Origin of the sequence: Helicobacter sp. 13S00401-1 (assembly GCF_002272925.1) — a bacterium.
Classification (GTDB): domain Bacteria; phylum Campylobacterota; class Campylobacteria; order Campylobacterales; family Helicobacteraceae; genus Helicobacter_I.
Genome location: NZ_MLAR01000014.1, coordinates 22,970 through 36,220 on the forward strand (window position 1 = coordinate 22,970; position 13,251 = coordinate 36,220).

At 35.1% G+C, this 13,251-nt stretch carries 9 protein-coding genes; 6 read left to right on the forward strand and 3 right to left on the reverse strand.

What is annotated here, in order from left to right:
• Positions 1-6: 6 nt before the first annotated feature.
• From BKH43_RS07025 to alr (BKH43_RS07035), 3 genes are all read left to right on the forward strand, one after another.
• The gene (locus BKH43_RS07025; protein ID WP_095230008.1) at positions 7-1,554 is read left to right on the forward strand and encodes a hypothetical protein; all 1,548 of its coding nucleotides are present in this window, start codon (positions 7-9) and stop codon (positions 1,552-1,554) included.
• A 502-nt stretch (positions 1,555-2,056) separates the two neighbouring features.
• Complete coding sequence (gene alr, locus BKH43_RS07030) at positions 2,057-3,301, forward strand: alanine racemase (RefSeq protein WP_095230010.1); 1,245 nt, start codon at positions 2,057-2,059, stop codon at positions 3,299-3,301.
• Positions 3,302-3,608: 307 nt separating this feature from the next.
• Positions 3,609-4,859, forward strand: coding sequence for an alanine racemase (alr, locus tag BKH43_RS07035; RefSeq protein ID WP_095230012.1), 1,251 nt, complete (start codon positions 3,609-3,611; stop codon positions 4,857-4,859).
• 60 nt (positions 4,860-4,919) lie between these two features.
• Here the strand turns inward: alr (BKH43_RS07035) and BKH43_RS07040 are convergent, their stop codons facing one another.
• Both BKH43_RS07040 and BKH43_RS07045 read right to left on the reverse strand, forming a co-directional pair.
• Positions 4,920-5,588 carry an ankyrin repeat domain-containing protein gene (locus tag BKH43_RS07040; protein WP_095230014.1) on the reverse strand — a complete coding sequence of 223 codons (669 nt, stop codon included), beginning with the start codon at positions 5,586-5,588 and terminating at the stop codon, positions 4,920-4,922.
• A gap of 197 nt (positions 5,589-5,785) precedes the next feature.
• Positions 5,786-6,793 carry a TQO small subunit DoxD gene (locus BKH43_RS07045; RefSeq protein WP_095230015.1) on the reverse strand — a complete coding sequence of 336 codons (1,008 nt, stop codon included), beginning with the start codon at positions 6,791-6,793 and terminating at the stop codon, positions 5,786-5,788.
• 397 nt (positions 6,794-7,190) lie between these two features.
• Between BKH43_RS07045 and BKH43_RS07050 the strand changes: the two genes are divergently transcribed.
• The 3 genes from BKH43_RS07050 (at position 7,191) to BKH43_RS07060 (ending at position 11,497) form a co-directional block, all read left to right on the forward strand.
• Positions 7,191-9,683 carry a molybdopterin guanine dinucleotide-containing S/N-oxide reductase gene (locus BKH43_RS07050; RefSeq protein ID WP_095230017.1) on the forward strand — a complete coding sequence of 831 codons (2,493 nt, stop codon included), beginning with the start codon at positions 7,191-7,193 and terminating at the stop codon, positions 9,681-9,683.
• A gap of 176 nt (positions 9,684-9,859) precedes the next feature.
• Positions 9,860-10,570 carry a MarC family protein gene (locus BKH43_RS07055; RefSeq protein WP_095230019.1) on the forward strand — a complete coding sequence of 237 codons (711 nt, stop codon included), beginning with the start codon at positions 9,860-9,862 and terminating at the stop codon, positions 10,568-10,570.
• A 225-nt stretch (positions 10,571-10,795) separates the two neighbouring features.
• The gene (locus tag BKH43_RS07060) at positions 10,796-11,497 is read left to right on the forward strand and encodes a MarC family protein (RefSeq protein WP_095230021.1); all 702 of its coding nucleotides are present in this window, start codon (positions 10,796-10,798) and stop codon (positions 11,495-11,497) included.
• A gap of 1,221 nt (positions 11,498-12,718) precedes the next feature.
• On the opposite strand, the gene BKH43_RS07065 is transcribed toward BKH43_RS07060, so the two are convergent.
• Positions 12,719-13,251, reverse strand: a 533-nt coding sequence (locus tag BKH43_RS07065; RefSeq protein WP_253248038.1) for a methyl-accepting chemotaxis protein, incomplete at its 5' end; no start/stop codon positions are given.

Below are 13,251 nucleotides of genomic sequence, written 5' to 3' on the forward strand. Positions count from 1 at the left end.
GATAAGATGGAGAAGAAACTTTTAGTAAGTGCACTACTTAGCCTTTTAATAAGCAGTGCTTATGGGGCGCAAGCACAAGGAAGGCAAGATGAAAAAGACTTAGAATCTAGCGCGCAAAGTTTGAAAGTAGATGGGGACAAGGCAGATTCTAAAAAAGCAGATTCTAAAGAGATAGATTCTAAAAAAGATACCTTTCAAACTTATGTTGCAAAAAGTACAAAGTTTATAGAAAGTGTAAAAGGCTTTGCTTTTGGTAGATATACAGCTAACTTTGGTAAAGATGCTAGCGGTTATGCCCAGCAGTGGAGGATGATACTAAATGCTAAAACTATAGACTATAAAGGCTTTAGCTTTGGGGCTGGCGTATTTTTTGGTTTAGGTACAAGTATAGCTGATGGCGCAAACTCTTTTGATGATATAGCAGGCTCTAGGGCAGCAGCCCTTGGAAGAAGGATAGGGGATAGATTTAGCATATCTCAGATTTATGTGCAAAAAGATTTTAAAGATCTAAAGTTTAAAGCAGGCAGGATTAATATAGTAAGTCCTATGAATGATTCTAGTCTTGATATAGGCAGTGCTTTAAAAGTAAGTGGGGAAAGTGACACTAAGATAGGAAAGCTTCACTATGAGGCAAGTGTTTATGACTCTTGGAATACTGATTATGGATTCTACATACTTAGTGGACGTGGACAGTTAGGTAGTAATGGCAGCACAGATACATCTTTTGGCTTTGGTAATACTATGGCTATCTTTGGCTTAAGCTATGAAGATACGCTTAATAAAGGAAGAATTAAAGCTAGGTTTTTTTATAGTTATGCAAATAGGCTTTATGACTATATGATCTTTTCTGATGTGACTTATAGCCATCCTTTAAATGAGCATGTTAGTTTTAGTTTAAAAGCACAAACTGCCTTACTTGGACTTAATGCCAACCCTAGTATAAAGTCTAGAAATGCTGGGGCTTATGTGTTAAATCAAGAGTTTTTAGGGAGTGATCCTAACTTTCACCATGCAAAAGATAGAGGGATCTATAATATAAATGCAAGCCTAGAAGCCTTTAGCTTTGGGGTAAAAGTAGGCTTTTTAGGAAGCTTTGCAGATGGCTATGGGGTTATGCATGATGGAGAGGGCGATATAGATGTGCCAGGGAAGATATGGCTAAGTGGCATAACTGCCTCCTATGAAGGCTTTTCTTTTTTAGGCTCAGGCTCTAAGCAAGGAAGTAGTTTATATCTGCCTTATATCCAACTAAGCTATAAGATAGATTCTAAGTTTAAAATAGGACTTGATCTAGTAGCACTTAGGGGTAAAAACAACATGCCTCTTTTTACTGCCAAAGGCATAGGCCATAATAACTCTAGTCTTCCTAAACTTTGGCCTACTTTGCCAAAGGGTGCTGATGATAATGTTTTTAAAGATATAAAAATCTATGAAGCAACATTTACTGCCTCTTATAACTTTACGCCTAATTTTAGACTTAGTGGTTACTATGGTATGTGGTTTGGTGATGTAAGTCTTAGTAGGGCTAGAATTGAAGCAAGATATACTTTGTAGTCTTAAAAAATAGGTGATAATGTTACATATATAAGCGCATAGTTTATACGTATGTATACATTTGTTACTTAATCTATTTTAGAGTGGCATTTTTTATAGAAACTTTTTATATTTTAGTATCTCACTAGTAGAATGAAGTCTCAATAACTACAAAACAAAAAAGAAGAAACCACGTCACAGATAAAACAAGGCTTTAAAGATAGGTCTTGTTTGACTCTTGTGTATTCATAGGCATGATTAATGCAAACATTAAAACGTTATCTTAAAAAGCATTTATAACAGTAGATTCTTTGTAAAGTATCAGATATGGTGAGAGGCTAGGGCTTATCTTCTCTTATATCCTTTATTACAAAATTCTACATATGTATATATAAATGTAGAGTTTCCCTACTTTTTATCAAGTAAAACACATAAATATCAACTTTTATTCATAAAATCTTTTCTTTTTACTAGCGCACTAAGTTAGAATGTAAAACATTACATCAAAAAAGCAAGGAAAGTCATGAAAAAGTATATAGGCATAAGTGTTGTAACATTTGTTTTGTTAGGTTTTGGAAGTAGTGCTTTTGCCTCGCCAGTTTTGGGTGATAATAAAACTGTAACAAAGAAAAACACAAACTCCTATATGGAAGTAGATCTAAAAGCCTTTAAGAAAAACTTAGAAGTAACCAAGCAAATAGCAGGGAAGGCAAAGATATGTGCTGTTTTAAAGTCTGATGCTTATGGGGCTGGCATAAGTGTAGTTTTACCAACTGTTATAGCTGAAGGCATACCTTGTGTTGCCATAACTAGTAATGAAGAAGCAAGAGTGGTAAGAGACTTAGGTTTTAAAGGAGAGATACTGCGCATAAGGGCTGCAAATATAGATGAGATAGAAGATGGACTAAAGTACAACATCATAGAAATATTAGGCAATCTAAAGCAAGGAGAAGAGTTAAATGCCTTAGCTAAAAAGATGCATAAAACTATAGACATACATATAGCGCTAAACTCAGCAGGCATGGATAGAAACGGCATAGATATGAGCACTAAAAAGGGCAAAAGTGATGCCATAAAGCTTGCTAGTCTCTCTTATCTAAAAGTTACAGGTCTTATGACTCATTTTCCTTATGATGAGGTAGATAAAGTAAAGATGCTTACTAAAAAGTTTGAAGTAGATTCTAAGTATCTTATAAAAGAAGCTAGACTTGATAGATCTAAACTTACTTTACACACAGCTGCTTCATATGCTGCAGTGCAGGTACCAGAATCTAGATTTGATATGATACGTCCAGGTAAGCTAATCTATGGCTATGGTGGTGGTGATCCAAAACTGCCTATAGAACAAATAATGAGCTTTAAAACAAAAGTTGCTGTAGTTAATCCTTACCCTAAAGGTTCTAAGGTAACTTATGATGGTACTTATACTTTAAAAAGAGATTCTATGCTAGCTAATATACCTGTTGGCTACTATGATGGCTACTCACGATCTTTTAGCAACAAAGGTTTTGTGCTGATACGTGGACACAAAGTCCCAGTTGTTGGAAAGATTACAAAAAATACTTTTATGGTTGATGTGACAGACTATCCAGATATAAAAGCAGGGGATAAGGTCGTACTTTTTGGAAAGCAGTGTGGGAGTTGGATAACTCAAGCTGAGATAGAAAAAGCCACTCACACTATACTTTCTGATACTCTTGGAACTATAGGCAACTCTAACCCTAAGTTTGCCAAAGACTATAGCGAGCATGAAGTTTGTGAGAGATAAAAGTTTAGTTTTATCTAGTAAGTTTGCATTTTAGAGCCTTATCTTTTTTAGATTCTATAAAGTTTATAGAATCTTAGTAAGGTAGGGCTTAAGCTTACTTTTTACAAAAATACTCATAATATTTACTGTATCCATATATTAAGCAGAAATGATGCTTAAGTTATTATTTTATTAGCATAAATGTTACTTTTTATCTATGATAAATAATCATAATGTATAAAAAATATACATTTATACAGAATCTAACTCGCCTTATGCAAGCTATCAGCTAGAATGACTACTTATCAATAAAAGTTAAGGAGTAGTTATGAAAAAATATATGAGGCTAAGTATCATCACGCTTGGGCTACTAGGAATGTTAGGCGGAGGGAATGTAGCCTTGGCTGCTCCAGCTTTAGAAAGTAGCACTCACATCACTAAAGAAAACACCAATGCTTATATGGAAGTTGATTTGCAAGCTTTAAAAAATAATATAGAAGTTGCTAAAAAGATAGCAGGACACTCTAAGATCTGTGCAGTTTTAAAAGCTAATGCTTATGGAGCAGGTATAGCTAATATCTTGCCAACTATTATAAAAGAAGGAGTGCCCTGCGTTGGGATTGCTAGTGATGAAGAAGCTAGGGTGTTAAGAGAGGGTAGATTTAAAGGAGAGATATTACGTATAAGGGCTGCTACTATAGGTGAGATAAAAGATGGGCTAAAGTATCACATCACAGAGCTTATAGGCAACTTATCCCAGGCTAAAGAACTTGATATCCTAGCCAAAAAGATGCACACAAAACTACCTGTGCATATAGCACTAAACTCAGCAGGTATGGATAGAAATGGCATAGACTTAAGCTTAAAAGTTAATAAAGCTGATGCTATAAAAATCGCTAGTTTGCCAAATCTAGAAGTGACTGGTCTTATGACTCACTTCCCTTTTGATGATAAGGCTAAGATAGAAGAGGGCATAAGTAGATTTAAAAAAGATACAGACTATATCATCAAACATGCCAAGCTTGATAGAAGTAAGATAACTCTTCACGCCGCTGCGAGTAATGCCATTATAAATGTTCCAGAATCTCATTTTGATATGGTTCGTCCAGGCGATTTGATCTATGGTTATGGGGGATATGATGTGCCTATAAAGCCTATAACTAGCTTTAAGTCTTACGTAACTGTTATAAACTCTTACCCTAAAGGCTCTACAGTAACTTATGATGGTACTTATACTCTAACAAGAGATTCTAAGCTTGCTAATATCCCAGTTGGCTACTCAGATGGCTATTCACGTGCTTTTAGTAATAAGGGCTTTGTGCTGATACGTGGACATAAAGTTCCAGTAGTTGGGCGCATAACTATGAATACTTTTATGGTTGATGTAACTAACTACCCTGATATAAAAGCAGGAGATAGTGTAGTGCTTTATGGCAAGCAGTGTGGGCAAGAGATAAAAGAGTCTGACTTAGAAAAAACTAGCGGGCTTAGTTTTTATGAAGTCCTAACTGATATGGGTAATGCAAATCCAGCTTTTATAAAAAGTCCTAGAGAAAAAGATGTGTGTGATGTTAAGTAAGGCTAGAATCTAAAAAAGCTTCACAAAGCTTAAGATTTACTCTAGCTTTGTGAAGTAAGCCTACTTAACCCCTGCTTTTTCTAGAATCTTAATCATGCCAGTATAGTTTTTATTACGTGCATGTTGCAAAGCACTTATGCCATCTTTATCTTTTATATTAACATCTACTCCACCATCAACTAGGGCTTGCACTATATCGGTGTGAACCTTATCGCCATCACTCAAGATAACAGCTTCTAAAAGTGCAGTCCATCCTAGTTTGTTTATATGATCTTTTGGAAAGTTAGGAGTGTTTACTAAAAGCTTTACTATATCAAGGTGACCTTTTTCTGCAGCAGGTATTAAGGCAGTGCCACCAAAACGGTTATAGATGTCAAATCTAGCCCCATGTTTTAAAGCTTTTTTAACAAAGTCTAAATTGCCCTCAGCACCAGCGTAAAGAAAAGGGCTATTTAGTATGTCATCTTGAGTGTTAACTGAAGCGCCTGCATCTACTAGCAAAAAGGCTATCTCATTATCTTTTTCATAAACTGCTTGCATTAAAGGAGTTTGACCTTTATTATTTTTAATCTCTAAGTTTGGCTTAGTTTTTAGTATGCCTTTAACCATGTTTACATCACGTTTTTTTATGGCTTCAAAGATATTGCTACCACTATAGCCTTCACTTTGGGCAGCAAAGAGTAGGTTGCTTATAAAAAATGTAGTTAGTGTAAGTAGAGTTTTTATCATGGCTTACTTCCTTAATATGATTTAAATGATAATACATCTTAAAAAGTATATTAAATGATGGTGTTTAGGGGGATAACTATAAAAAAAGTAGGGCTTGCTTTAAGCAAGCTCTTTTAGCGTTTAAAGGCTTAGCCTAGAGTTAGGTTAAGACCTTTTTTAACTTTTTAACTTAAAACTGCGCTTAGTTTAAGTTGTGCCTAGTGTAAGTCGTATTTGGCCTTCCAGCTAGCGCCACTTATATCAGTTATAACTAAAGTGTATTCACCTTTTGGCAAGCTAGCAAAGACATCTGATTTCAAGCTTAAAGCAGCTCTAGCAGCAAGTGGTGCTACTAGAGAGTGTTTGCCAGGATGTACTTTTACTAAAAGCTCATTTTTTATATCTTCTTTAGGAAGCTTACTTAAAGCCTCTTGATTAAGCTCATAAACTTTAGTGCCACTTGCATTATAAAGGCTTATATTAACTATGAAAGCACCATAAGTATCAGGACCTTCATCGCGGAAGATTGTGAAGTTTAGGGCATTACTATTCATATTAATCTTACTTATCATGATGTGAGGATGCACAGTTTTGTTATGAAGTTTTCCTACTACACCACCTGAGAAGTATTGATTAGTGCCTAGAGTTAGAACTACCATGATTATGGCTAGGATGATACTAAAGCCTTTTATGCCACCTACGCTAAGTGGAAGTTCACCTGAAGCTATCCAAGCAAAGGCTTTAGATTTTGCTAGGGCTTTAGATTTAAGTAGCAAACTATCAAGTGCGATAGTCCCACCCCCAGCAAAAAATATAACTATTGCCCCTACCATACCTAAGATTCCTATCTGCCACTCATCAAGACAAGTACTACCCATCCATCCTGCGCCTAGCAAGATAACAAAGGCTAGGATGAAGGCTGCTATGCTCATTATCCTAGTGAAAAGTCCAAGGATTAAAAGTAGTCCAACTACGCCTTCAACTATGGTAAAAAACACAACACCTACAAAAAGTAAGCTAGCGTGTGTTACAAAGTACTCTATCATGCCTTGTATCCAAAGTGCGTGAGGTAAGAAGTGGTTTATCTTTTCTCCTATATAGCCTGCAGCCTCAGGGTTTAGCTTATCTGCTAAAACAGTTCGCCTCCAAAAGGCTGAAAAGTAAGTCCAGCCAACTACAAGTCTTAGGGCTAAAGAGAAATAGCCTGCCATGTTATATGGTTTCATAAGATACCTCCGTAATATCAAAATTGTATTGTTTTTGGGAATATTGATATGTGGGTATTTTAGTACTTGTGATGCAAAATGAAGCAAGTGGAGATTAAAATTTTTATTAATTTTATACTTTTTAGTTTAGGTGAGTCTTGAAATGTTCCATTAAGTAAAAAGATTTTATCTTTTAGATTCTATAAATATTTTTATTGAGATAGATATATATGGCATTAGCTAAAAACTGCTTTAAGGCTAATCGTATTTAATGCTGCCTGTTAAAAACGATAGCAAGTCTTATGCATCAAGATCTCCACACTTATAGATATAAAATCTCTCAAATGCTTTTTAGTCTCTAATGGTAGTAGAATCTAGGGCTAAATAATCTTCATAATTCATAAAAGGAAGTGTCATCATGAGTATCTCAAGAAGAAGTATCTTAAAAGCAAGTGCACTATTTGCACTAGTACCACTAGCACCAAAATTACTAAGTGCTAGCGAGTCTAGTATGGAAGAGCATGTAAATAAGATGGGCGAGTATATGAGTAAGGCTAGTGAGATGAAGTATGTAACTAAGCTAGTAGAAAATGGTGAAGTTATAACAGGGGCACACTGGGGAATCTTAAAAGCTAGGATAAGACATGGCAAGGTTGTCTCTTCAAATGGTGCTTTTAAAAGCACTTTTCATAATCCACTTCAAAACGTCACAGCTGATCTAATCTATGCTAAGTCACGTATCAAGTATCCTATGATAAGAAAGTCTTACTTCCTAGACCCACATAATAACAAGCCTGAACTTAGAGGCAAAGACACTTGGATACGTGTGCCTTATAGAAAGGCCTTAGAACTTATAACCATAGCTTTAAAAGAAACTAGAGAACAAAAAGGAAGTGATGCTATCTATGTTGGAGGTAATGGCTGGAAATCTAGTGGCAATATGCATAATGCCATAGTGCTTTTACAACGTTTTATGAATCTAAGTGGAGGTTTTAGCCATAAGATAGGCACTTTTTCAACTGGAGCAGCTGAAGTTATCATGCCTCATGTACTAGGAAGTGCTGAAGTTAGTAGCCAACAAAGTGCTTATCCAGTTATCTTAGAGCACTCTAAAGTTGTAGTTATATGGGGCGCTAACCCTATGGTAACTTTAAGGATAGGAGACACTATTATAGATGGCGATTATGGTATGAAGTTTTTTGATGAGATAAAAAAACGTAGAAAAAAAGTCATCCTTATAGACCCAGTAGGTAGTGAGACAGTGCAGTTTTTTAAAGATGATACAAACTCTATGTGGATAGCACCAAGACCTAATACAGACGTAGCCTTAATGCTTGGAATCATGCACACGATGTATATAACTAAAAAGTACGATAAAAAGTTTTTAGATACTTATACAGTTGGATTTTCTAAGTTCTTAGACTATATGTTAGGCAAAAGTGATGGTGTAGTTAAAGATGCCACTTGGGCTAGTTCTATAAGCAGCGTAGATGTTAAAACTATAAAGTATCTTGCAAAAGAGATGTTTGAAAATAGAACTATGATAATGGCAGGCTGGGCTATGCAGAGGGCCCATCATGGAGAACAACCTCACTGGATGCTTGTAACTCTAGCTTCTATGATAGGGCAAATCGGCCTTCCAGGTGGAGGTTTTGGTTTTAGCTATCACTATGCTAATGGTGGGAATCCTAGCGCAAAAGCTGCAATCATAGGTGGTATGAATCTAGGTCAAGAAAAACAAAAAGTGACTAACTTTATCCCAACAGCTAGAATCGCTGATGCGTTATTAAACGTAGGAGAAAGTATAGAATCTAATGGAGGGAAAGCTACTTATCCAGAGATAGATTTAATGTACTGGGCTGGGGAAAATCCTATAAGCCATCAACAAGATATTAATAAGTTTTTGAAAGCGTGGCAAAAACCAAGAACTATCATAGTTCATGACCCTTACTGGAGTGCAACTGCAAGGCATGCAGATATAGTTATGCCAACTACTACTGAGTATGAAAGAGATGATATATCCATGAGTGGGGACTACTCTAACCTAAACATAGTTCCTATGAAAGCTTTAGTAGAAAGACAGTTTGAAGCTAAAGATGACTATGAAGTCTTTAGTGACTTAGCTAGAGAGTTTAACATCTATGAAGAATACACCGAAGGTAAAACTCCAGCACAGTGGATAGAAGAGTTTTATAACAACGCTTTAAAACAAGCTAGGGCTGAACATATAAAGATGCCAGATTTTAAACGTTTTTGGAGGGAAAATAAGCCCATAACTTTTGAAGTAACTAATGAAGCAAAGCACTATGTAAGATATGCTGACTTTAGAAGTGATCCTATCTTAAACGCCCTAGGAACTCCTAGTGGTAAGATAGAAATCTATTCTCAAGTGATAGAAAAGATGGGCTATGATGACTGCAGGGCCTATCCTTCGTGGTTTGAACCTGCAGAGTGGCTAGGTATGAAAGATAAACCAGCTGAGTTTCACTTGCTTAGTCCTCACCCAGAGTATAGACTTCACTCCCAACTTGATAACACCTCTTTAAAAGAAAAGTACAACATAGCAGGCCGCGAGCCTATATGGATAAATGAAAAAGATGCTAAGGCTAAGGGTATAAAAACTGGTGATGTAGTAAGGGTCTTTAACGCAAGGGGAGAAGTACTAGCAGGCGCAAAAGTTACTAAAGATATAAGAGAAGGTGTGGTTAAGTTAAGTGAGGGTGCTTGGTATAACCCAGATTCTAAAGGACTATGTAAAAATGGCTGTGCTAATGTCTTAACACTTGATATACCTACTTCAAAACTTGCTAATGCAACTAGTGCTAATACTATGTTAGTTAATATAGAAAAGTATGAAAAAAAGACCCCAAAAGTAGATATTTTTGAAGAGCCAAAAAATATGGAAGTATAAGACTTGAACATTAAAAAAGGCTATAAAGGATTTATAGCCTTTCAAACTCCTTTTATATAAAAAGAAAAACTTAAAGCACTCTTTTTTTCTTAAAAAATCTAGTTTGTTTGGTAGTTTAAAAGATAAAATACACACTTGTTTTTATCTTTTAAGAATAAGTTGTAGCAGGAGTTAGTATGGAGATGCTATATAGCTTTGTTCAGTTAGTAGTATTTGCCTTTTTAGCACTTTTTCCAGTGATAAACCCTATAGGTATATCTATCATCTTAGAGCCTTTCTTTTCTACTCTTTCTGAAAAAGATAGAAAGTATGCTGCAAAGAGGATAGCGCTAAACTGCTTTTTTATCTGTATAGTGGCTCTTTTTATAGGCTCTTGGATTTTAAAACTTTTTGGACTTAGCATACCTGTTATACAGATAGCTGGTGGAATCTTGATTATTCAAACTGGCTTAAAACTTATGAATAGTAAAGATTCAGCCTCTACTAAAAAGATAGAGCCAAATGAGCAAGCACAAGTTGATGCTACTGATGAAAAAGAAGCAAGAGAGCAACTAAACAAAAAACTTTTTTACCCCTACTCTTTTCCTATCATGATAGATGCTGGGACTATATCAGTGCTTTTTACTCTTGCTGCACAAGGAGATTCTAAGCTTAGTTGGCACTATGTGGTTAATATGGGGGCTATTATTATAGGTGTTATAGCTATGATGCTTTTAGCTTATGTCTTTCTTTCTAAAACTCATACTATAGTTAGTAGGCTTGGTGGAGCAGGGGTGCTTGCTATAAGCAAAGTAGCGGCATTTTTGATACTTGGTGTTGGAGTTGAGATATTTGCCTCTGGGGTTATGAGCTTTATTAAGCCTTTTTTCCCTACCTTGATGCACTAAGTGATTGGTTTAATAAGTGCTTATAGTTTTGTTTAGTTGCTTAGGACTTAGGAGTAATTTTTCATTTTTCATGTTTAAAAGTGCTTAAATAAAAAGTATTTTCAATATCATATGGAATTACTAAAGTGCAAAAAGGAATCCCCTTTTTGAAGCGAGCTTTTTTAAGTTTGTTTAAAAAAGTGCTGTAAGTTTTTAATATTTTAGCTTTTTAGTTGGGAGCTCTTTATGGACATAGTATATAGCTTTGCACAGCTAGTTGTGTTTGCTTTTTTGGCACTTTTACCAGTTGTAAATCCCTTTGGAACAGCACTTATTATAGAGCCTTTGATACTATCTTTAAATCAAAAAGAAAGACAGTATGCAGCTAAAAAGATAGCTCTAAACTGTCTCATAGTGTGCATAGTAGCCCTTTTTATAGGCTCTTGGATACTAAAACTTTTTGGACTTAGCATACCTATCATCCAACTAGCAGGTGGAATCTTAATAGCAAAAACTGGCATGGACTTACTTAATGGCGATTCTTCTCCATCAAAAGATAGCGATAAGGCAGTAGAGACCAAGAAAGAAAACTTAGATATAGACTTAGATAAGCTTAATGAAAAGCTTTTTTACCCTTACTCTTTTCCTATCATGACAGGGGCTGGGACTATATCAGTGCTTTTTACTCTTGCTGCGCAAGGAGATTCTAAGATCGGTGTTCACTACTTTGTAAATATGGCCGCCATAATAGTTGGCGTTTTGATTATGATGTTTTTAGTTTATATTTGTGTTGCAAAAACCCATGTTTTAGTAACCAAGCTAGGCACTAGAGGCACTCTTGTGATAGGTAAGGTTTCAGCATTTTTGATACTTGGTGTAGGACTTCAGATCTTTGTTTCAGGAGTAGCAGCCTTAGTTAAGCTTTATCTTCCAGGCCTTACACATTAAGTGTGATTAAAAGTTAGGATATAGCGCTTTGAAGCTAAAAAAGTTTTTTTTATCTATATAATGCTTACTTTTTCTAGATTCTAAGATTTATTTTTTAAGCAAGTAGAGTATAAAAGATCGTTTTATATAGGTAATTCTAATCTCTTTACACTATTAACTAAATCTTTATTCCAATACTTTCTTTTTCTTACTGTTTATTCTTTGTGTGTTTTTTCTAACATAAAAACAAAAGGCAAAATACTAGATTACTAAGTCATGGATTCTCTATTCCCAGCACATTACAAAGCGTTAGCTTCCTTGAAAACGTAAATTTCCTTAAAAATAAAAAAACATATATATGCAACGGTTCCATTAAAATGTGCCCATTAGCTCGCTTTGTTTCGTGGTGCAAAAAAATGGAATTAAGTAAGCAGTAGTGCTTACGCCATTTTTTTCAAGGAAACTTCGTTTTCAAGGAAGCTTCGCTTTGCTAGAAACGGAATTGAGCCAAGGCCCTCCCCTTGTTTGCCGAAAAAAACTTTTTTTCGGGGCTAAGGGGAGTGAGGAGGGGTTAAACCCCTTTTTTATTAAAACACACACAAAGAATAAACAGTAAGAAAAAGAAAGTATTGGAATAAAGATTTAGTTAATAGTGTAAAGAGATTAGAATTACCTATATAAAACTATAATTCACCAACCCAACAAATCAATAAACCTATCTATTAGTATAAAAGCCTAGCCATCTATCTAATTAACCTACTAACCTACCAACTTATCATAGGGGCATAGAAGCATTAAACCTATCAATTTATAAATCGAATAATAGTCTTATATGTTAGTCTACTAATCCTAACTAACCTAATAAACCTAACCCCATCCTACTAGTCTAATAAGTCTATCTATTCATAACTCTTAGTCTAACACTATAAGTTATTAGTCTAATAAATCACCAACCTAACAAATCCAATAAACTAATAAACTAATAAACTAATAAATAAATCTATCTAATAACTCCACCTATCCATCAATCTATAAGTCTTACCTCCCCTCACACCTTAGTATGCATGTATAAAAACCTTATTAATCTATCTACCTACATTCTTTCCCTTCTCTCTTAGTCAAGCAAGGCCTTAAACCTATCTTCCCTTTCTCTCTCTCCTATCTCTCTCTTCTTATCCCTTTCTCTTATCTTCCCTTCCTTTACCCTAAAAAGAACAAGTTTCACACCTTATTTATCACTTCTCACACCTTCTTCCTATTAGCATCACTCATTATCTCATCTGCTATATGAGTTACATTACTAGATATCTTAGTAGCATCATCAGCTATATTTACATTACCTTGAGTAGATTGTTCTAATAAAGATATAGCATCATTTATTTGAGTTATACCATTAGCTTGTTCTTTTATAGATTCAGCCATATCATTAATTGATTGAACTAAGATATTAGTATTAGATTCTATTTCTCCTAAAGACTTTTGAGTTCTTTCTGCTAGTTTTCTTACTTCATCTGCTACTACTGCAAAGCCTCTTCCATGTTCTCCTGCACGTGCAGCTTCTATAGCTGCATTAAGAGCTAAGAGATTTATTTGATCTGCTATGTCTTTAATAATAACAGTAACACTTTTAATATCTTCAGATTGAGAGATTACTTCATTAGTCTTATTAGATACATTTTGCATAGACTGAGTTATTTCTTCTATAGCAGTAGCAGATTGTTCTAAAGAGCTAGCTTGTGCATTAGAACTTTGAGATAAGTTAGTAATAGAAGTAT